Source organism: Paenibacillus germinis, assembly GCF_013141785.1.
Taxonomy (GTDB): domain Bacteria; phylum Bacillota; class Bacilli; order Paenibacillales; family NBRC-103111; genus Paenibacillus_E; species Paenibacillus_E phytorum.
In genome coordinates this window covers 77,950-98,699 of record NZ_WHOC01000082.1, presented here as the reverse complement: position 1 = coordinate 98,699, position 20,750 = coordinate 77,950, and the positions used below count along the sequence as shown (strand labels likewise).

Below are 20,750 nucleotides of genomic sequence, written 5' to 3'. Positions count from 1 at the left end.
TTATTTCGCGCCTTTCCCTTTAATGCTCTCATCCCAATACTGCATCCAATCTTTTTCTTTTTCAGCCATGACCGTCCAATCGAGGTTCATTGGTTTCAATTCAATGCCTTTCAACCAAGCTGGAAGCGAGTCTTTGCTAATATCCGTACGTGTAGGAATCTGGAACAATTTATCGGCAAGCTCTATACGAAGCTTCGAGTCGAAAAGAAATTCATAAAATTTCTTCGCCGCCTCTTTGTTCTTAGCATTTTTCACCATACCTACGCCGTCTACAAGGATAGGTGCCCCGCTCGTTGGGTAAATAAAATCAAACGGCTGATTTTTCAAATGCTTCTGAATCATAATGTCCTGTAAGTTCCAGAGCGAAAGTGTTCCTTCTTCACGGGCTAATTTTAAGTAAAGGTTAGTAGGATCCTGCGCATATTCCTTCGTATTGGCATCCAGCTTTTTCAGCCAGTCGTACCCTTTTTTAGGATCAGCGGCACCTTCTTTGAAAATCATAGCGGAATAAATCGTTCTCATCGTTCCTGATGCAAGCACTCCCCGAATAATGATTTTGTCTTTGTATTTCGGATCAAGAAGTGCGTCCCAATCTTTAGGAGCATCCTCCTGTTTAAGTGCTTTGGAGTTGTACATGATCACTTCGGGCAGCAGCATTTCACCGTACCAACGATCCTTAGCATCTTTGTACAAAGCTGGTATGCTGTCTGCGAAACTTGGCTTGAAGCTTTCCAAGAGATCTTCGTTCGCCGCAGTCATCAGACCGGATTGGGTGCCGCCCCACCAGAAATCAGCTTGAGGGTTAGCCTTTTCTCCCCGCACACGCTCCAGAATCTGCTGCGCACCCATCGTTAATACCTCGACCTCAACTTCTGGATGCTTCGCATTGAATTTTGGAATAATTTCATCGACAACACTTTTATCTCTAGCTGTATAAATAACAAGCTTTTGCTTCTCTGCGGGCTTAGGTGCCTCCGTAGCAACCGGTTTGTCAGATGGCTTCACCGTGGGTGCTGGACTAGCATTTCCAGAGCTCGGCGCGGAGCCTCCGCAAGCTGTAATTACAACCATCATGATGCTCACTAGAGTGCCTACGAGCATTCTGGACACATTCCCCTTACTTGCTTTCATTTACATAACCTCCCGAAAGGTATATTTTGTTGGAATTTACTACGGGGAAAGCTTCTAGGACACTGTGAATCGCCCCGATGATGCCCGCTTTGTAGCCTAGAGCTGCCAGCTTGATTTGGGGTACGTACGGAACCCATTCCGTCAGCATACCTTGGATTTTCTCAACACCGCTTTCATCGATGTCAATCATCTCCCCGCTTAAAATCAACAAATCTGGATCTAGTATACTGACCATATTCGCGATTCCGTAGGCCCAATGTCTGTAGATGTCATTTAATAATCGGCCTGCCTCTATATGGCCATCTTCCGTATGGCGAATTAGTTGTTTAATCACACCCGGCTCTTCCGCAAAGGAAGGCAGTACTTTTCTGGCCTTTTCTTGGATGACTGGGACCGAGTAATTCCCTTCAAAAACGCCATATTCACCCCGATTAAGCTTCTTTACCTGACCCACCATCATATATCCGATCTCTCCTGATGCTTCACGCGAGCCTCTATAAAATTGTCCATCTAGGATGATTCCCGCGCCGATTCCCGTCCCTACATACATATAAATCTGATTCTTAACTCCGTTGCCGACACCTTTATGAAACTCCCCTAATGTCATCAAGTTAACGTCATTATCAATCACAACAGGTAGACCTAATCGCTCCTCGATCTCCTGTTTCACCGGTAATCCCATCCATCCTGTGCTTGGCGCATAACTCACGGTTCCATCGCGACGCTGTGTAATTCCGGGTAAGCCTAAGCCAACACCTAGTAAGCGAGATTTCTCGAACCCACTCTTGCTAAGCAAAGTCTGCAGACCCAATTCCAGACAACGAATGGCCATATCTCCGTTAGTTGGTTGTTGCAAGCGAAAGTGGTAATCAACTAACAAATCTCCACTTAGATCAGCGATAGACATATACAGCGTACTACCCTCAAAAATCGCCCCAACTACGCCATAAGCTTGAAAATTATATTCAAGCAGGATCGGCTTCCTTCCGCCTTTGGACTCACCTACACCAACTTCATGGATTAACCCTTCCTTCATCATTTCATCGACCAACGCAGATACGCATGGACGGCTTAGCTCTGTTAGCTTCGCCAAATCTGCTCTAGAAACTCGCTTATTTTCCCGAAGCTTACGCAGAATCTCTTGTCTGTTCAATTGTTTAACGAGCTTGCTATTACCAGTTTGATTGCGACCAAGCACCTTGTTCACCCCCTTTGATAGTTAGAATGACTAACAAAGTTTTCTAATACGATACTTATTATGGATTTATCGAATTAAGTACAACTTCAATAAAAAAGTGAGATTGTAATCATCTATTCGCGCATGAATGGAAAAAAAGACTGCCATATGACAGCCCTTCTGAATTTGAAACCCTAATTATAGAAAAGCGTAATAAACCAATAACAAAAATTATTTTCTGCTAGCAAAATAACAGGTAAAGGAGAGATACTAACATGAAAAAATGGATGTTCCTATTAGTAATTCTTTCAACAATGATGTTGAGCGCGTGTTCACTATTAGAAGGAGCAAATAACTCAATAGACTATGTAAATCAAGCTACGCAGCACATCAATAAATTAAGTGATTTTGCTGAACAAGCACCGCAAATGATGAAAGATGCCGCGTTGAATCCCGAAACAAAACAGGAACTTGAAAATCAATTAAACGGATTAAAAAAGGAAATAGAACAATTTAATCTGAAAAGTGTTCCTTCATTTGCAAAGGATATTCATCAACAATTGGTAGAAAAAAATGAAGTATTGTTAAAAGAGATAAATAATGTGGTAGAGAATGGTCATTTGGCACTTGATAAACTTCAAAACTCACAAATCTTAACTACAATTAATGATATAACAGGTTTAATCAATCGAATTACAAATTTAGGCTCGTAAGAACTTCACCGATAGGTGAAGTTCTTTTTTGTGTGGCTTTCGAAGAAATTGTATTATCGCAACTTTTTCATGATAAATACGTCAAATTGATTATATCCATTATATGGAAAATAGAGCCGTGGATTGTTCAAAACGTGAAAATGGAGGCGATAAAAGCGATGAAAAAATCGGTCGTATTGATTTGCGGGTTGTTTGGAGTCTTATCTTTTTCTCAATTGATTTTTGCGGATGAATGGTCGCCAACCTTACCAAACACGATCACGCTGTTGCATGAAACGAAATTGTACTCGAACCCGAACGGATCCACTCCCTCTTGGGCTTCATTAACCCCGCAAAACGTTCAAACTGTGAGTGCAGAGACCGATTGGTATAGACCTCTGCCCAGCGACAAGAAATGGGTGAAAATTCAAACGAACTGGCTAGGGGAGCAGTGGATCCATATTGACTATCATGAAATTGGGTGGATGACGCCAAAAGATGAGTTTCTAGACGTGTCGGGAGAAATGGCATTGTACAATGGACCTGAGTATGGTAGCACGGGAGCGACGCTTTCCAGTCAAATTGTTCATACCAAGGGAGTGTTTTATCGCCCCCTGCAAAATCCTTCTTGGCTCATTGACACCTGGCTTGGCGATAAATGGTTCACACCTTATCAAGCTGACGTGATTGAAGATGTGACAAAAACAACATATGAGACTGTGAACTTGCAAGGTAGAGCATCACTTTTTAGAGCACCTTCCAACCAGCCCTACAGTTCAAACACGCCAACGATCGAGCCTCAAACGTTACGGGCAATTGCCCTCCATGGGGATTTTTACAAAGTGAAAACCAGCGATGGGAAACTAGGTTGGGTTTCCACACGTTATTCTCAGCCACCAGTGGTGGAGGAAATCAGCATTGACATCCCGTTAACGGAAAAAACATCGCTTTATGAATATCCCAATCTTCAGAGTTTTTTGGACCCGTTAGCGCCGCAAACGGTGCACGCGAAAGGAAAAGTGCAAGATGTGTGGGGGAACACTTGGTTTCAAATTCCCACTTGGATGGGCGATGCATGGCTGCTCCATAATGACAACGAGGATCTCAATCCCAATAAAATCTCTGACAATAATGGATACATTCACGTGTTCCCTCAAACTGTGTCAGGCAACAAAGCCGTTTCGGGCCGATTATATGTGGTGAACATGCCAAAATACGAAGGCTACGGTGGTTTTAGCTTCACCTTGCAAATGGTTGACGATAAAGGAAACCTCCTAGCCAGCGCATCAACGAGTGTCTCGGGTGTCCAACAAAATGATGACATTCCGTTCAATGGCTTCTTGGATCGTATGGAACCAAGCTTTCATAACTATACGTTTCGGCTTGTCAACGTACAATTCAAAAGCGCTTATTAAGCGCTTTTTTTGCTCTTTTAAAAGATCTTATAATTGACGAATCATGTGCACTTGTTCCACAAATGTAGTAAATCCTAAACGATCTAATAACCCTACGAGCACCTTGTTGGAATCTCTTATGTTCATGGTTATACGCTTACAAGAGGAAGACAAAGGTGCATATACTTCACTTAATATTGCCTTGAGGATATCTTCTGCGTCTGCTCGGCCCGGAATCGATTCACATTGGTAAAGAGCGATGGTAACCAGGTTACCGTCTTCTCCGAAAACGCGCTTAAAAAGTGCATAGCCAATCACCTCATCTCCATCATCTGAGATAATGATAGATTCCCCATCTTTCATACTGGCCCATTGTGTTTGCCACGCTGACAACTGTCTGTAGAAAGACAGTCCTTTGACTTCCACAGGCAGTCCTCGTCTGGTAACATACCCGCTAGAAGTGTTTGGCTGCAGGAGACTTGCGTCCAGATCTTCTGTATGTTGTAAGCAGATTAGCTGCTCGGTAATACCATAGCCTACACTTTGATAGAGCTTTATCGCAGCTTTGTTTTGAATGAGTGCCTCCAGGAAGGCGATATCCACACCTTGTTCACGATACAACTGGAGGTTTCTTTCCATCAATATTTTCCCGATCCCTTTTCCCCTATGATCAGGCGAAATGCCAGTCCCCCCGTTCCATGCCACTTTCCTTCCTTCTATGACACGGAACCCATTCATCACGAAACCAAAAGGGTCACTATTTTCATATACGACTAAGGAATGCTCTAGTGAGAGGCCTTCACTAACTGTTCTTGCAAGAAATTTGTCCAAGCTCAATGTACTATTTAAGAAATATCCTTCGAACCCCTTATTCCACAACGACACCATGTCTCCAGCCGACAATTCGCTCATTTTTTTGAAAATCATAAGCCTCTACCTCCATAGTGAATTATCCGATGATATAGCGAAATACCTTCTTTTCCATCTCATTAATCATGGACTTATAGTCGGTTTCCTTTCCACTAAGCATAAATTGTAGAGCAAGGCCATCTCTAACTGACCAGAACAAACGGGAAGCTGCCGCGATATCAAGATCGGAACGGAACTCGCCAGTCTTTCTGCCACCCTCCATAATTTCCTGCATGAACAATAAAGCTTTATTCGCATACTGGTTCCATCGTTCCGTTAATTCCGGTTGGCGTGCTACATACAGCATAAACTCCAAATGAAAGGCCAGCCATTTGCGCATTTCGTCAAGTGATTGTCGACGGAATCGATCAAACATATAACGTATTTGATCGGCAGCACTTGGCATATTTTTGAAATCTTCACTGGAGTTCTCCACCATCGCATTCATTTTATCGTCGGCCATTTGGATATACATCTCTTCTTTGCTGGAAAAGTAACTGTATATAGCGCCTTTGCTCATCCCCAAATGACGTACGATATCATCAATAGTCGTAGCTTGAAATCCTTTTTCTATAAAACAATGCAGCGCTCCCTCAAGGATAATCGCCCTTTTTTCTTCTTTATAAGCTTGCGTAACTTTAGGTGACATTCAGCACCTCCATTTTCTATTAGTAAATCAAAACGCCCAATCTCCGTTACGAAACAATGGTTCCACTTCCCCATTCTCCAAGATCCCATCAATATCCATGTCTGCTGAGCCCATCATAAAATCAACATGCGTCAAGCTGTCGTTTAGCCCATGATGCTGAAGATCTTGTTGGCTCATCTCTTTTCCACCATTCAGGCAAAATGGAAAAGCTCTGCCGATGGCAAAATGGCATGAAGCATTCTCGTCGTAAAGTGTGTTGTAGAAAATAAGATTTGTATTAGAAATAGGCGAGCGATGCGGAACCAAAGCAACTTCACCCAAATAGTGCGAACCCTCATCAAACTCAATGAGACTACTCAAATTTTCTTCTCCCTTTTCGGCGTTAAAACCAATAATTCGCCCTTCTTTGAATGTTATTGAAAAGTTTTCAATGAGATTGCCATTGTAACTAAGCGGCTTGGTACTTTTCACGGTTCCGTTTACGCCTTTTTTTAATGGAGATGTAAATACTTCTTCAGTAGGCAAGTTTGCTATAAAGGAGATGCCATTACTGTTGGTATTACCGGCCGAAACCCAAATATGCTCATGAGGTAGACTTACTGTAATGTCTGTTCCGTCAGCGCGGTAATGAAGCGCCTTATATTGACGTTCATTAAGCCTTTTTGCTTTAGTGTCTAAAGAGCTTGAATGTTCTTTCCAATCCTGCACAGGATCATCCCGGTCTACTCTTGTAGCTTGGAAGATAGCATTCCATAGGGCGTCAACCCGCTCTTCTTCGGGGAGTGATGGGAACACCTTATCCGCCCATGCAGGTGAAGGAACGGCGATAATCGACCAACTGACTTTGTTGGTTAACCTAGCGGCAGACAGTTCCCGCAAAGCAGTGTTGGATGTTTTACTCGCTGTTTGAATGCGTTTGGGGTCGATACCGTTCATAAGATCGGGGTTATTGGCCACGACATATAGAAAGGCAGCATCATTTTCTGCTAATTCCTCATACCCTTTTGCCCGCCACATCGGGTACTCAAGCAATGCTTCATGGGGAGCTAGCTCATACTTTAACCGAGTAATTTCATCGTCGAACCACTCAACATAAACGTGTTTTGCGCCGACCCCATAGGCTTGTTTTACCAATCTTCGTACGAAATCCACCGAGATTAGAGGAGCGAAGATGACTAATGTTTGTCCCGGTTGTACGTTGACCCCTAATTGTATGGCTAGAGATGCATATTTATCTAAATTGCCTTGGAATGAATTCATTTAAATCCTCCTTCGTTCTACAAATTGAAATAATAAAGACTGACCAGTCGTTTTATTATTTTCATTATTATTCCATATCGTGCCAACTGTCAAGAAATAAAAAAGGAGCCTTTCGGCTCCGATAGGTTTACATTTGGGAAGCAGCCTTGCCAAAAGTTCAACATCCTGTTCTCTGGCTTTAACAACTGCCATATTTTCATCTTCTCAGCCAGCAGCCGGATGTATTCCCTTGTATTACGACCTTCCGTCCACCGCACATAACCTACAGACAAAGTCCCTATAGTTTCTTCAATCATCGAGACCGTTGAAAAAAGCGGTTTTCAGTCATTGAGCTCTTTTAATAAGCAAACCCATGCCGGCTGCTCTCCCCGAGACTACCGTAATCGGTATCATCTGGCGCCTTAAGCATATAGAAAAAGGTCAGTCTGCTGCGGCAGACCGACCTTTTTCTTATTCAACCATCGTTCATCTAACTTTTCCTAGAATCAACTTAGGTTCCTCATTGCCGAACGAAACGTTCTGTAGAAACTGTAGTTGTATGCTACCTTCATAGAACGAGCATTTTAAAGTCACGCAAAATGGCGCTTCCACGTATCTTAACGTTAACAAGAGCGTATTTGTATCCTGCCATGTTGCTGAGCCTACTGCTACATTTTTCTGTCTCATATGCAGCGTATACGTTCCCTCATACCATTCGTTTCTACCAAAGTAAACCGTATGTTTTCCGGTGTTATTCTCAATTGATACGTTGGCGGAATCCTCTGTAAAATCAATAGATAATGTTTTAATTTGTTCCTCATTTTCTTCTAACTCGAACTCGATTCCCGATATGCTGGTCTCCAGCGTTGAGCTTAAAAGAACTCGTGGCGGTTCTAAGCGCAGTCCATGTAACACTTGGGTTAACAACTCAGAAGATTCCTTATCCTCAGGCAGTTCTTCTGATTTCAAGGCAGGCAGCAGATGCTCCCAAATCGTATCAAGAACGTTCTGCATGTTATTCACTCCGGACGTTATCGCGATGACGACATCCTGCTCCGGGAGGACAACGCAGAACTGCCCGAAAGCTCCGTCGCCTCGATAAGCGCCGTGACGGCATCTCCAGAATTGATACCCATACCCTTGAGACCAATCATTATTGGTGCTGGAGTCATTGGAAATTTGCTTCGTTGTCGCTTCTTCTACCCACGACTCAGGTATGAGCTGGTCCCCATCCCATTGACCTTTTTGTAGATATAGCTGTCCAAACTTGGCAATATCCTCGGTTTTGATCTTCATTCCCCAGCCGCCAATGTGGATGCCGCGGGGGCAGCTTTCCGAAGTGGCTCCTTGGATGTCCAGCGGTTCCAACAGTCGCGGCTGCAGATATTCCAGTAGTGATTGATTGGTTACCTTTTGTAAGATGGCCGAAAGCATATAAGTAGCCCCGCTGTTATACACGAAATGCGTACCTGGCTCATGTTCCACGGGAAGTTGTAAGAAATTGTTAACCCAGTTATCGGTTGACTGCATCTTTCCGGACGTATCTTCTGCATGCCCTGTACCCATCATGAGTAAGTGTCGGATGGTCATCGCAGCTAAATTCGGTGTAACTTCTGGCGGCGTATCCTCAGGGAAAAAGGAGATAACCTGGTCATCGAGCGAGACTCGCCCTTCTCCCACTAACAATCCGATGGCTGTTGAAGTAAAGCTTTTAGTTAAAGAAAACAGCATATGAGGACGTTCAGGCAAATAAGGTGTCCACCATCCTTCCGAAACAACGTGCCCGTGTCGGACGAGCATGAAGCTGTGAAGCTCTAGACTGCGGTCTTGAAGCTCTTGTAGCAATCTTGTAATCGAGGAAGACGCGATACCTTGACGCTCAGGCTGACTTCTTGGTAGGGATCGAATAGCACTCATTCTTGTCTCTCCTTCTACACACCAGAATATGTAAACCAACAAGTCTATTATATCACTTGTATTGTCTACTTTTACAAATATTAGATTACAAGACTATCAACAACATGCAAATCGATAGGAGCATATTACCTGCATACCGGGTAATACAGGAATTACGAGCTAGCTTCGAAGGTCCTCCTTTTTTCATATTATTCAAAATCAATCCTACCCGTAATACCTGGTCTAACAACCAAGGGTTGATCCACATTTACGAATCGGTTATTCTTTACCACGACTTCATCAGCATCAATGGCATGAACGCCGATCGCCGAATTTTTAAAGAGATTTCCCGTAATCGTAATATTTCGATTATGCTTCCCATCGAAGCCTGCGGATTTGATGCCTATGCAGCCCTCAGCGCCATATCGCGGATGAAATCCGCAATGATCGAACTCGCAATCGTAACATGATCATTCCTGATAAGATGCCCGGCTCCAGCAATGTTTACAAACTCGGAGTGAGTACACCTATAGCTTTCAGCCTCCCAATAATCGGCCGCACATAGGCTTCCCTCGGCCGCAAATTCAGGAATATCTTGTGTGAATTGAACGCGATAGAGATGTCCGCCCTCCTGCTCCCCTTCATGGGACCAATCAGCAATCACCCTTTTCTCCATATGCTCACCATTGTAAAATTCTATATGGCTGCCTGCCTGCAATGCGGCAAACGTATACTTCCCGAAGAACAGCGCTTCGCGCGGTGAAAGCCTGCTGCCAAAGAATAGCCAGTTGCTTTGAATATTTTGCCCATCCATTCTGACGCCTTCCACATACATCCTGCTGATTTCAATTCTCCCGCCGCACTTAAACAGCTTCCATGCATCTCTCGGTGCCGTAAATAATCTGTTCCCATCAGGCTTGAAAACGACCCGATCAGCTGTTATATGGCGGCAGCTCTCTGTTAACATTGCAAAACCGTTGGCATTCAGTACACGTATATTGTTCAGTTCGAGATCATTACATCTTGCAAAGTAGGTTTGGAAATCCGTTTGTGCTCCTTGATGCCACGAAAGATGTTCGCCTAGCAGAACTTTGGAAGCCACGCTCACGCTGTTTAAGACAAGCGTCCGTTCACCTACCATTTTCCAAGTAGCGTCCGCGCCGCCACCATAGGTGACACTTTCCCCAATCAATGCCCCTGTAATGGAGTCCAATCGGTTCATGCAGTAAGTTCCCATTCTCTCATAGCATGGATTGCCATCGAAGACCTTCACTGTAATGGACGTATCTGTACGTGCTATGACCACTCCAGCAGATGCGAATTCAGGCTCTCTCGTAAACGCGAGATTCAGCAGCGACAGGTTCTCATTGTCCTCACACCATAAGATCGATGGCAAATAACTATGAATAGCCTCGTCATTGTAACCGACCAGCACAGTTGCCGGTTCACCGTCTTCTCCGACTGCTCCTTGAAGCGTTAATCCGCTAGAAGCGTTAATTGGCAGATGACATTCTTTCGATTGTTGATTGCCGCTTCCTTCATCGTGTACCATTCCCTCGGTCTCTAGCAGCTTAACGGAAACCAACCTATATCTCCCTGGTTCAAATATGACTCTTTCCGCACTCACCTCTATAGCTCTGTTAATTGCTTCGCGGATACCTGCTGCGCTATCCTATTCAGATGGGCGCGTATAATCTTTCACATAGATGCTTTTATCAGAAAACAAAAGAATTTCCTCCTTCAACCATTTCTCGGCATAATGTCATCATTATAAAGCTTCTTTGGATCACCAAATATAAAGGATCTAACGAAATCTTTAGATATATAACAATTTTCAGCTCAATCTTCTTCTGAAAATCTTTATTTTGAACGTAAAATAAAACGGTTCCAATGTTTTGCTTGCAATAAGGATCATAAATGGTGATTCCGAATGTGGGAAGTCATTACCATGGTTGGCGATGTCAAAAACGATAGCGGAAGACAATCTTTATTTCGATATCGTCATGTTAAAACTAGACAAAAAGAAAAGCCTGATTGCTCAAGCTTTTCTCCACTAACGCCATATCTAGATCAACGGTTGCACCGGTTCTATCCCCCACGCTTAAATCATGAATCCACCATCTATGTTTATAGATGCTCCTGTAATGTAAGCAGCCTCTGGGGATGCCAGATAAGAAACCAGACCAGCCACTTCTGTTGCTTTTCCATAACGGCCCAGAGAAATTAAGCCTTTAAGCATAGGAGCCATCGAACCATCAGCTGGGTTCATATCCGTATCAATCGGGCCCGGTTGAAGGTTGTTGACGGTTATACCAAGCGGTGCCAAATCGCGAGCAAGCCCACGAGTAAGTCCAGCTACGGCTGCCTTCGCCATGCTATAAAGGCTCATACCTGGGAAAGCACTAATATCGCCGTTAATGCTGCCGATTGTGAGGATACGGTCCCCTTCTCCCATTTGTGGAGCTGCAGCTTGCACAGCTGCAAATATGGCACGAACATTTACGGCCATTAAATGATCAAATTCTTCTATCGTAAATTGGTCATACGGCTTCACTTCAAGTAGACCGGCATTATTAACCAGGATATTTATTCCACCGAAAGCTTTTACCGTATCAGAAACTGCGCCTTTTACTGAATCTGGGTCGCTGCTGTCAGCGCGAAGGGCTAACGCCTTGCCCCCTGCTGCTTCAACTTCCTTAACTAATTCCTCAGCTTTTTGCACAGCACTCGCATAGGTGAAGGCAACGGCTGCGCCTACACTGGCGAGACGTTTCACGATTGCCGCTCCAATACCGCGGGACCCCCCAGTAACCAATGCTACTTTTCCTGATAATGTTGCAGTTTGCATATAATTAACATCTCCTTAAAATGATGATTGTATTTGTAGCATAATCTTCCAAGCCGAGTCATTAGATTCATCGAGCTACTTCTCTCGCTTGAGTTTATCATTAGGGAATGATCGTTCCGAAAAGGAATAAAAAAAATTATCGCAGAAAGTTTAATGACATACTAACGATATTGTCTAGTGTTTGACGATCAGAAGTCACAGCCGAAACAGAAATACCATACTTAACATTTACAAGATACTGAGATAAGGCTCTTAAATTAGGATTTCCTTTGATTTCACCATTAGTTAAAGCGCGTGTTAATAACTGATAGAACGCTCTTTCGTTTTTGGCTGTGGTAGACTGTGCGCGTCCTGATACATCGGGATGAGCTGTCATTTCCAATGTGGCATTCACCATAAAACAACTCTTCGGCATATTATGTTCAATTACTTTATTAAAAAAGCGGATCAACAACTCTTTAGCTGGTCCTTTTTCATAAAGAATTGAACCTAAGCAATCATTGGATTGATCTTCATATCTATCTAAAGCTACGAGATACAAGTCCTTTTTGCTGCCAAAAGTCTCATAAATACTACTGCGACTTAGTCCTAACGCGTCGACAAGATCTTGCATTGAGGTTCCTTCGTATCCTTTTTCCCAAAATACTTCCATTGCGTTCTCAATAGCTTTGTCGATGTCAAAAGTTTTGTTTCTGGACATTTTTTAATCATCCCCTGTTACTTATTCTACAACATCTTTAACATCTTTTCAACACTTTAAGGAACGATCATTCCGAATTTTTCCCAAAATACAACCTATCTGTTCTAAAGAGAACGTACATTATCTGATACAAAAAATAAGCAGGACCGCTAATAGCGAATCCTGCTTATTTTTAATCGATCTGCTCATTCAATTCATGTACTATACGACATTAACCTCAACTTCGATATTCCCCTTGATTGCTTTGGAATACGGGCAAAATTGATGAGCGGCTTCAACCAATTCCTTGGCAACATCGGCCTCGACGCCATTGACGGAAACATCCATTTTGGCTGCCAATTCATAGCCGCCACTCCCATTTTTGCCAATGGTAATACTCGCGGTTACTTTCGTGCTCTCCACTTGAACTTTCTTCGTCCTGATGATTAGCTTCATCGCTCGAAGTGACTTTCCCCTCTCTTCCAGCATCAGCCGTTGCCGTTGCTGTATACAATTTTTCCATATCAATTCTCCCCTTTGTATTTGGAAATATCACGAAACATATTTATCTCCTACAACCCATCTTCTTATACGAACTTCTGAAGGTAAAAAAATAAAGGCTATCCCACTAGTAGAGTAACTCTACTTTGGAATAGCCTCATTCCTTTTTTCCACACTTAACGAATTTTACAAGTATTACGGCCAAGCATTTGATTAATCGCACATTTTTGCGCTATGCCTGTAATAAGGAACGGAAGTGAGATCAATCCTGCTAATTTCCAGTAACCAGGTAAGAAGTAAAACAACGACAATAGCGCTACACCCAAAATAACACGAACTACACGATCTGTACCGCCAACATTTTTCATCATCTATTACCTCCATATTGTATTGGTTTGTTTTATTGTGTTTCTGATTACGATCATAACAGAAGCGTTTTGATAGAACCGTAACTTTGTCACATAGCAATAAAATGAACGTTTGGAGGTAATAATAGCTGCAATTATTGTTCTATATATTTTTTCAAATCCTCACGCAGTATATGAGAAATCTGGCCTCTAGATAATTGCAGCACCCCTTCTTTCTCGAGCGATTTCAGCGTTCGACTGATGACTTCGCGGGCCGTTCCCAGCTCTATGGATAGGGTATCATGCGTAATGGTAAGGTTATCTCGTCCATCATCAGTCATCTCAACCAGATATTCTGCTATTCGGCCGCGGATTGATTTGAAGTTGATGCTATCCAGTAAGTTGGACATAATGATAATTCTTTTGGCGAACATTTTAAAAATAAACTGTCGAAAGCTTTTGTAACGGTCCATCCAGTCTTTAAACACGTCAACTGGAATAGCAACTACAGCGCAACGCTTTTCGATGCAGGCAGAAGCTTCATATTCGGTCTCACCGAGAATACTGGACATCATGAGGGGACAGCATTCCCCGCCATTGACTCGATACAGGGTTATTTCTCTTCCGCTGCCGCTGATCTTATACATTCTTACTGTTCCTTCCAGAATTAAAACGGCATGATCCAAGAACTGGCCCTCTTCAAATACAAAGCTAGGCTGTAAATCTAACATTATAATTCCCTCATCGCTCCAGTCCTCTATGGAAATATCGGACAAACTAGGGAAGCATGATACAATATGCGGGACTTTATCAAGCATGGCAGAAGACATTGGTAGTATCCTTCCTTGTGAAATGGTAGGTTTTAACAAGCACAGTATACCATTAACTAGTCCATTGTTCGATCTAACTTAGTGCAAATAAAAAAGTGACAGCAGTCAATATCTGACTAGCTGTCACTTCTTAAATACAGGAATGTAACCTCTCAGACTAAAGAAACATTACACAAGCTGTGTTGGTTTTTGACCCTTTTTGAACAAAGAATCAATGGAGATTACATAGCTGCCATTTAAGAGAAGATAAATAGCTGCCCCAATCATCGAAAGATCCAGCTCGTATCCGGCCATTTGACCGTTTCCGAAGAATCCTACGGCTAATTTCACTTTAAAAGTAGCGACTAGAAGTATGATAACCATTAGTGCGGATACAACACGTGTACCGAATCCCAGAATGAGTGCAAGTCCCCCTATCAGTTCGATCGTTGCCACGACATAGGCCATAAAGCCTGGAATACCGATACTGTCAAACCAGTCTGCTATATTGCCAATACCTCCTTGATACTTAGCAACTCCATGAGCAAAGAAGGTAATTCCTAACAGTACTCTTATAATTAAAGCGCCAATATGATAATTATTTTTCACTTTTATGTCCCCTTTTCCTCACTAACTTTTTTAAAGTAATAAACTTTATGTTCGTATAATACAGTAATATACTTACTAATGTCAAGCAACTATAAATAACTTATTATTGTACTTATTAGGGATTAACGCAAATAATCACGCCTGCTCTCGGCAGCCGTGATTGAAATTAACAACGATCATATTTATAAAACCTTGCCAATCAAGCTTTTTTCATCAATGTATTATCAATTACTTTGATTTTTTCTTTGCTGCGGATCTTCCTTGTTTTTCTGGATCATTTGATTTCTCAGCATGTTGAGACCCGTTTGGTTTGATTGGACCGTTATCACCCATGTTCATTGCTCCTTTCCTTAGGATCTTGTTTCATTATTTGCCAAGAGGTAACGAATTATGCCGTAACTAAACTATCAAACACTACATCTCTTGAATGCTCACACGAATGAATTCGCATGATTCCTGGATCATCTCCACTACTATAGAGAAGTAAACCAGGCGTAATCTGCATTTCCTGCGGGATGGTTCTTAACCGACAAGCAGACGAATGCCTTCCTGCTTAATATTTTGACTAGCATTGTGATCCCGATCATGGATGGTGCCACATCCCGTGCATGTCCATACGCGTAAGGCAAGATGCTTCACATCCGAATTACGGGTTCCACACACATGACAAAGCTGGCTGGACGGAAAGTTTTTCGCAACGACGCTGATCGTGCGATGATACCAGTCAGCTTTGTACATGAGAAAGGTGCGAAACATCGACCAGGAGACTTCCGCAATGGATTTTGCCAATTTGTTATTTTTTTTTAAGTTCGACACTTGCAAGTCTTCGAGGCAAATAGTTTGGTTTTCACGAATCAGCTTCGTTGACAGTTTGTGTAAAAAGTCTTTGCGGCAGTTGGCGATCTTCTCGTGGATGCGGGCAATCTTGACTTTAACTTTCTTCCAATTGGAGCCGCCTTTGGTGCGGCGAGACAATCGTCGTTGCCATAAAGCCAACTGCTTTTCGTATTTGCTAAGATGCTTTGGGTTGGCGAACGCCTGACCATCGGAACAAACCGCAAACGTCTTGATGCCCAAATCAATGCCAACTACTTTAGCGATCTCCGGTAACGATTTTATCTCTGCTTCACAAAGGATCGAAACAAAATATTTGCCAGCCGCATTTTGGCGAACCCTTGCGAGAGAGGATGCGTCCATCCAGTGGTCTTGAATTTGCAAAACGAATACGTCCAAGCTTCGGAAGCTTGAGAAAGTGACCCTCAATAGCGATGTTTCCGTTGGTATACTTAGTTGTATAACTTTGAACAGGATTTTTACGACTCTTAAAACGCGGATCCGCGTTTTGCCTTTTAAAGAATCGGTCAAAGCTGTCTGCCAGGTTACGGATAGCAGACTGCAAAGCAATGCTGTCCACTTCTTTGAGCCATTCGAATTCTTGTTTCAAAGCAGGGAGTTGTGTTGCACACGTGTTGTAAGACAATCCCTTATTTGTTTCCGTAAAGGCTTGATTCCACTCCGCAAGAAAGCGATTAAAAACAAAACGGCAGGAGCCAAACGTTTTGCGAAGGAGGTTCTCCTGCTCCTTTGTTGGGTAGATGCGATAGCTAAACGCTTTATGGTGTAGCAAAACAGCAACCTCCTTTCAATAGTAGCAGTATAACCATTATAGCACATACGTTCGTGATTAAGTGACAAAACCGCCGATTCATCTCATCACTAAAGTAACGAGTGTTCTCGGCTGTTCATAAATTGCTTAATTGGATGTAACGATGTGCAAATCTCGAATAAATGTGCTCATATGTCTTTTCATCTTTTCATAGTGAGAACTAGCATTATCTAGTTGTTCATTGGTTAAGCGGTCCATTGAAATAATCTTGAATTGCCGCCAATAAAGATCATAGTTGTAAGTTGGATGAAAACTCGGCTTGCTCAATTTAATCGTGGATTTATCTAACATTTTGGTTTTGACAACATCAATGGATGCCAACCCTCCAATTCTTGTATGTAACTCACTCTGAGCGGATAGAAAATTTCCGAGTGAATAAAGAACTAAAGTTTCATTTCCTTTTTTCCCTATTACCCAAGCCGGAGGTTGTAGAACATGCGGGTGGTTACCTATCACAATATGAACACCAAGATCCGCTAGCTTTTGGGCGAGTCCCATTTGAGTTTTATTCGGGAACCGTTCATATTCCTTACCCCAATGCACAGCAACCACAATGACATCGGATATTGGTTTGGCCTGTTCCACATCACTATGAATTTGAGTCTCATTAATCATATTTACCAAATAAGATTTTCCTTTAGGAAGTGGAATTCCGTTGGTCCCATAGGTGTAACTCAAAAACGAAAATGTAATACCATTCTTGGTTATCGTCCTAATCCTGTCATGATCTGCTTGTGATTTGAAAGCTCCTGTGTAAGGGATTCCGAGCGTGTCCCAGTAAGTAAGAGCACTTTGAATAACCATCTCTCCTCTATCAAGGGAATGATTATTAGCAACAGTTACAAGATCCACTCCTGCATCTTTCAGTGCATCTCCAACTTCATGAGGGCTGTTAAACGAAGGATAGGCGGAGAGTCTCAGTTCCTTGCCTCCAATCATCGTTTCTTGATTAGCTACAAGAATATCGGGAACTTGTAACATCCTCTGAACCTCTGTAAACATTTTTTTAAAATTGTAGGTCCCATCTCTTTGTTCTGCGTCGAAATAGACGCGATCGTGAATCAAAATATCACCGATTGCTCCCAAAGTAACTTTGGTTACTACCGGCTTTTCTTCTATAGAAGTGATGGGTAGGGATGGCTTGATAGGTGGCAAGGTCTGATCTGCTTTTGGTTTAATTTCGTTGGGTCTTGTGAATCTGTTCAAGCAACCGGAAGTCAAAAACAGGATTGTAACAATCACAGCAATACGTAGCATCACGATGAACCTCTCCTGTTGAGTCGAATGGTGATTGCTCCGTTAGTATTCCCCTACCGCGGCGTAGTCCATGATTAAACATTGTTTGGTAAAATGAGATAAACCTCTATCGAGGTCTTTCGAAGATGAGCGACCGCGCTTATGGGAAGGTTTATTCGCCAATAAGAATTTCATTCTCCGACTAAGTCGGAAACTTATAAATTCTTATGTGGAAAAAAGCTTATCCCATTTGGAATAAGCCTTAATTTTCCATCCCTGTTATCGCCCTGAACCTCGGTATTTAGACAGGTTTTTGATGGTTGGTGTAAACCCCGATTATAGATAAGACAGCTGCTACGCCATTAGCAATTGCATTCATCTCATCGTCTTGAATAATATCTAATCCGTAAGCGTTCAAAATCAGTTTGACTGCTCCTAATAAACCCAAAGTTAACGTATAATAGTTCACTTTCATTTCTCTCACCTCCTATAAAAATAGGATGATATATCCTATGTGAGAGATTATGAGTCGGACATATCCAAATGGTATGGTTCCAAAAGCACAAAAAAAGTGCTGCCACCCTTGTTCAGAGGTGGCAGCACTTTTTACTTTGTCTAAATCAATCCAAACTCCTGACCGACCTTCTGCAGTCTATCTAAGGCAAAAGATAAGTCTTCCTTTGTATGCTGAGCCGTTACAATAAGCCGCACTCGGCCTTTATCCATAGCGACCGTCGGATAAATGATACCTTGGGCGAACACACCTTCTTCCAGCAAACGATCCGAGAAGCGCATGGTTTGTGCGGGATCGCCTATGATAATCGGTATGATAGGTGTCTCACTTGCGCCAGTATCAAAACCTAACTGCTGTAAAGCAGCCCGGAAACCATTAGCGTTATCCCAAAGCTTTGTTACTAAGTCCGAACTTTCCTTAAGCACTTGAATAGCGGCTAAGCACGTTGCTGCAACCGCAGGCGGTTGCGAGGTACTGAACAGAAACGGCCTTGCCGTATGAATCAAATGCTCTTTCAAGAGCTGCGCACCGGCAACATAGCCACCAACAGCTCCGATTGCTTTGGATAAGGTGCCTATTTGGATATGCACTCTTCCATGAAGACCGAAATGGTCTGTCGAGCCTTTACCGTTGGTGCCAAGGACTCCGCTCGCGTGGGCATCATCCACATACACAATAGCGTCGTAGGCTTCTGCTAGTTGAACAATGTCGGGCAGCGGCGCGATATCGCCATCCATACTGAATACACCATCTGTTACAACGACACGTTTACGATGCTTTTGGGTTTCTTTCAAAATGGCTTCAAGTTGATTCATGTCCTTGTGGGCGAAAATTTTGCGGCTTGCCTTCGTTAAGCGAATGCCATCAATAATACTCGCGTGATTCAGCTCATCGCTAATCACCACATCATCGGGTCCAAGAACAGCTGACAATGCGCCTTGGTTCGTTGTAAAACCGGACTGAAACACAAGGGCTGCCTCAGTGCCTTTAAACTTGGCCAGCTCGATCTCCAGTTCATCGTGAATATCGAGAGTTCCCGTAATCGTGCGTACCGAACCGCTGCCAACCCCATACTTCTCAATAGCTGCGATCGCAGCTTCCTTAAGCTTCGGATGATGGGTCAAACCCAAATAATTATTGGAAGACATCTGAAGAACTTTCTTACCATTTAGGTACATCCAGGAGTCAGAACCGCTTTCCCATACTTTAATGGAGCGGTATCTTCCTTCTCGTTTCCACCCTTCGATATCCGCTGCCAAATCATTCAAATAGTTCATGTGAACCTCCTCAGAGTTTTGCGGAGCAAGACTTGCATCGTAAGCATCCGCTTTGGAGTTTTGCTTTAGTGTGTAAATACTATTTTGCCGCATTGACCTTGATTCATTAACTGGAACGCTTCCTCATACTGATCTAATGTAAATCTATGTGTGATAACCGGTGCTAGATCAATTCGCTTCTGGTTCAGCAGTCCCTTCATTTGATACCAAGTTTCGTACATCTTTCGCCCAGTAATCCCTTCAACGCGCAGCCCTTTAAAAATAATTTGATTCGTAAGGTCCAGGCTCACCTCTTTGGTTGGAATGCCGAGTAAGGACACTCTGCCCGCGTTGGCGGCAGCTTCAAAGCCGTCTACGATGGCCTGAGGATTGCCAGACATTTCAAGAACAACATCAACGCCTTCTCCATCCGTCATTTCTCGGACAGCCTTGGATATACGCGTTTCCATAGCGTTAATCGTAACATCCGCACCCATTTGTCGAGCGAGCTCCAAGCGGTTTGGGTTAATATCCGCGGCATAAATTGTTCCTGCTCCGCAAGCCTTTGCTACTTGAATGGCCAATAAGCCAATCGGACCCACACCTATGATGGCAACTGATTTTCCTACAATGTCGCCGGACAGAACCGTTTGCACTGCGTTACCAAGCGGGTCCTGCAAGCAAGCGATTTCAAAAGGCAGGTCAGGAGCATTATGAATAATGTTGGTTGCCTTCACTACGGCATATTCGGCAAAACAGCCAGGTGCCGTAATCCCGAAGCTTCTAGTATTCGGGCACACATGCGCATTCCCTGTTCGGCATGCTTTACAGGAACCGCATACCATGTGACCCTCCGCAGAAACATAATCACCGATTGCAACACCCGTGACCCGTTCTCCGACTTCCACAACAATGCCTGCGAATTCATGACCAAAGACGTTCGGTGTTACAACAGTTTTGTCTGCCCAGGCATCCCAATTGTAAATATGTAAATCTGTTCCACATATCGATGTTGCTTTAATGCGGACAAGAACCTCATCGGCTCCGCAAGTCGGAATAGGAACTTCTTTCAATATGGCACCAGGTCCCCTGTGCTCTTTAACCAATCCAATCATGGTAGCGCCCATCATCGTTCCCCCATTTAGTTTAATATAATGCACAAACGTGCGCTTTATCATCTATATACCATATTATACAA

At 43.1% G+C, this 20,750-nt stretch carries 19 protein-coding genes and 2 pseudogenes; 2 read left to right on the top strand and 19 right to left on the bottom strand.

Translation table 11 applies throughout. The features are described 5' to 3' along the window. Both GC102_RS17250 and GC102_RS17245 read right to left on the bottom strand, forming a co-directional pair. Entirely contained in the window at nt 1-1,131 is a 1,131-nt protein-coding gene (locus GC102_RS17250; RefSeq protein WP_171690645.1) for an extracellular solute-binding protein, read from the bottom strand. Then, nucleotides 1,118-2,329 carry an ROK family transcriptional regulator gene (locus tag GC102_RS17245; protein ID WP_171690644.1) on the bottom strand — a complete coding sequence of 404 codons (1,212 nt, stop codon included), beginning with the start codon at nt 2,327-2,329 and terminating at the stop codon, nt 1,118-1,120. Before GC102_RS17245 ends, GC102_RS17250 begins: the two co-directional genes overlap by 14 nt. Before the next feature lie 254 nt (nt 2,330-2,583). Here GC102_RS17245 and GC102_RS17240 point away from each other — a divergent pair, with 254 nt between their 5' ends. Next, nucleotides 2,584-3,021: a DUF6376 family protein gene (locus GC102_RS17240; protein ID WP_171690643.1), complete on the top strand. Its 438-nt coding sequence runs from the start codon at nt 2,584-2,586 to the stop codon at nt 3,019-3,021. A gap of 158 nt (nt 3,022-3,179) precedes the next feature. Next, nucleotides 3,180-4,415, top strand: coding sequence for an SH3 domain-containing protein (locus GC102_RS17235; protein WP_171690642.1), 1,236 nt, complete (start codon nt 3,180-3,182; stop codon nt 4,413-4,415). Between the two features lie 27 nt (nt 4,416-4,442). On the opposite strand, the gene GC102_RS17230 is transcribed toward GC102_RS17235, so the two are convergent. The 17 genes and pseudogenes from GC102_RS17230 to tdh form a co-directional block, all read right to left on the bottom strand. Beyond that, a complete protein-coding gene (locus GC102_RS17230) occupies nt 4,443-5,321 on the bottom strand; it encodes a GNAT family N-acetyltransferase (RefSeq protein WP_171690641.1) in 879 nt (292 codons plus the stop codon). A gap of 22 nt (nt 5,322-5,343) precedes the next feature. Further along, nucleotides 5,344-5,952 carry a TetR/AcrR family transcriptional regulator gene (locus GC102_RS17225; protein WP_171690640.1) on the bottom strand — a complete coding sequence of 203 codons (609 nt, stop codon included), beginning with the start codon at nt 5,950-5,952 and terminating at the stop codon, nt 5,344-5,346. Nucleotides 5,953-5,979: 27 nt separating this feature from the next. Then, a complete protein-coding gene (locus GC102_RS17220; RefSeq protein WP_171690639.1) occupies nt 5,980-7,212 on the bottom strand; it encodes an aminopeptidase in 1,233 nt (410 codons plus the stop codon). Further along, nucleotides 7,213-7,404: a hypothetical protein gene (locus tag GC102_RS17215; protein WP_171690638.1), complete on the bottom strand. Its 192-nt coding sequence runs from the start codon at nt 7,402-7,404 to the stop codon at nt 7,213-7,215. It abuts the gene before it with no gap. Between the two features lie 273 nt (nt 7,405-7,677). Beyond that, entirely contained in the window at nt 7,678-9,108 is a 1,431-nt protein-coding gene (locus GC102_RS17210; protein ID WP_171690637.1) for a serine hydrolase domain-containing protein, read from the bottom strand. A gap of 382 nt (nt 9,109-9,490) precedes the next feature. Continuing rightward, nucleotides 9,491-10,672, bottom strand: a complete 1,182-nt coding sequence (locus GC102_RS17205) for a hypothetical protein (protein WP_171690636.1) — start codon at nt 10,670-10,672, stop codon at nt 9,491-9,493. 516 nt (nt 10,673-11,188) lie between these two features. Next, on the bottom strand, nt 11,189-11,935 hold the full coding sequence (locus GC102_RS17200) for a 3-oxoacyl-ACP reductase family protein (RefSeq protein WP_171690635.1): 747 nt from the start codon (nt 11,933-11,935) through the stop codon (nt 11,189-11,191). 136 nt (nt 11,936-12,071) lie between these two features. Next, entirely contained in the window at nt 12,072-12,635 is a 564-nt protein-coding gene (locus GC102_RS17195) for a TetR/AcrR family transcriptional regulator (protein ID WP_171690634.1), read from the bottom strand. Between the two features lie 201 nt (nt 12,636-12,836). Then, nucleotides 12,837-13,137, bottom strand: a pseudogene (locus GC102_RS17190) (OsmC family protein). A 154-nt stretch (nt 13,138-13,291) separates the two neighbouring features. Beyond that, nucleotides 13,292-13,486 carry a YgaP family membrane protein gene (locus GC102_RS17185; protein WP_246320966.1) on the bottom strand — a complete coding sequence of 65 codons (195 nt, stop codon included), beginning with the start codon at nt 13,484-13,486 and terminating at the stop codon, nt 13,292-13,294. Nucleotides 13,487-13,617: 131 nt separating this feature from the next. Beyond that, on the bottom strand, nt 13,618-14,193 hold the full coding sequence (locus GC102_RS17180) for a Crp/Fnr family transcriptional regulator (RefSeq protein ID WP_246320965.1): 576 nt from the start codon (nt 14,191-14,193) through the stop codon (nt 13,618-13,620). Between the two features lie 267 nt (nt 14,194-14,460). Next, complete coding sequence (locus tag GC102_RS17175) at nt 14,461-14,880, bottom strand: DoxX family protein (protein ID WP_171690633.1); 420 nt, start codon at nt 14,878-14,880, stop codon at nt 14,461-14,463. A 609-nt stretch (nt 14,881-15,489) separates the two neighbouring features. Further along, a pseudogene (tnpB, locus tag GC102_RS17170) lies at nt 15,490-16,507 on the bottom strand (IS200/IS605 family element RNA-guided endonuclease TnpB); the annotation flags it as partial. A gap of 126 nt (nt 16,508-16,633) precedes the next feature. After that, the gene (locus tag GC102_RS17165) at nt 16,634-17,803 is read right to left on the bottom strand and encodes a CapA family protein (protein ID WP_246320969.1); all 1,170 of its coding nucleotides are present in this window, start codon (nt 17,801-17,803) and stop codon (nt 16,634-16,636) included. A 280-nt stretch (nt 17,804-18,083) separates the two neighbouring features. Continuing rightward, nucleotides 18,084-18,257, bottom strand: a complete 174-nt coding sequence (locus GC102_RS17160; RefSeq protein WP_171690631.1) for a hypothetical protein — start codon at nt 18,255-18,257, stop codon at nt 18,084-18,086. Between the two features lie 140 nt (nt 18,258-18,397). Beyond that, nucleotides 18,398-19,573 carry a glycine C-acetyltransferase gene (locus tag GC102_RS17155; protein WP_171690630.1) on the bottom strand — a complete coding sequence of 392 codons (1,176 nt, stop codon included), beginning with the start codon at nt 19,571-19,573 and terminating at the stop codon, nt 18,398-18,400. A gap of 65 nt (nt 19,574-19,638) precedes the next feature. Continuing rightward, on the bottom strand, nt 19,639-20,679 hold the full coding sequence (gene tdh / locus GC102_RS17150; RefSeq protein WP_171690629.1) for an L-threonine 3-dehydrogenase: 1,041 nt from the start codon (nt 20,677-20,679) through the stop codon (nt 19,639-19,641). Nucleotides 20,680-20,750 lie beyond the last annotated feature (71 nt).

Coding starts and splice junctions, on each gene's coding strand:
- tdh (WP_171690629.1), bottom strand. CDS start 20,679: ATGGGCGCTACCATGATTGGATTGGTTAAAGAGCACAGGGGACCTGGT.
- GC102_RS17185 (WP_246320966.1), bottom strand. CDS start 13,486: ATGATGAAAAATGTTGGCGGTACAGATCGTGTAGTTCGTGTTATTTTG.
- GC102_RS17215 (WP_171690638.1), bottom strand. CDS start 7,404: ATGGCAGTTGTTAAAGCCAGAGAACAGGATGTTGAACTTTTGGCAAGG.
- GC102_RS17155 (WP_171690630.1), bottom strand. CDS start 19,573: ATGAACTATTTGAATGATTTGGCAGCGGATATCGAAGGGTGGAAACGA.
- GC102_RS17195 (WP_171690634.1), bottom strand. CDS start 12,635: ATGTCCAGAAACAAAACTTTTGACATCGACAAAGCTATTGAGAACGCA.
- GC102_RS17235 (WP_171690642.1), top strand. CDS start 3,180: ATGAAAAAATCGGTCGTATTGATTTGCGGGTTGTTTGGAGTCTTATCT.
- GC102_RS17210 (WP_171690637.1), bottom strand. CDS start 9,108: ATGAGTGCTATTCGATCCCTACCAAGAAGTCAGCCTGAGCGTCAAGGT.
- GC102_RS17220 (WP_171690639.1), bottom strand. CDS start 7,212: ATGAATTCATTCCAAGGCAATTTAGATAAATATGCATCTCTAGCCATA.
- GC102_RS17225 (WP_171690640.1), bottom strand. CDS start 5,952: ATGTCACCTAAAGTTACGCAAGCTTATAAAGAAGAAAAAAGGGCGATT.
- GC102_RS17240 (WP_171690643.1), top strand. CDS start 2,584: ATGAAAAAATGGATGTTCCTATTAGTAATTCTTTCAACAATGATGTTG.
- GC102_RS17160 (WP_171690631.1), bottom strand. CDS start 18,257: ATGAAAGTGAACTATTATACGTTAACTTTGGGTTTATTAGGAGCAGTC.
- GC102_RS17250 (WP_171690645.1), bottom strand. CDS start 1,131: ATGAAAGCAAGTAAGGGGAATGTGTCCAGAATGCTCGTAGGCACTCTA.
- GC102_RS17180 (WP_246320965.1), bottom strand. CDS start 14,193: ATGTTAGATTTACAGCCTAGCTTTGTATTTGAAGAGGGCCAGTTCTTG.
- GC102_RS17200 (WP_171690635.1), bottom strand. CDS start 11,935: ATGCAAACTGCAACATTATCAGGAAAAGTAGCATTGGTTACTGGGGGG.
- GC102_RS17230 (WP_171690641.1), bottom strand. CDS start 5,321: ATGATTTTCAAAAAAATGAGCGAATTGTCGGCTGGAGACATGGTGTCG.
- GC102_RS17165 (WP_246320969.1), bottom strand. CDS start 17,803: ATGCTACGTATTGCTGTGATTGTTACAATCCTGTTTTTGACTTCCGGT.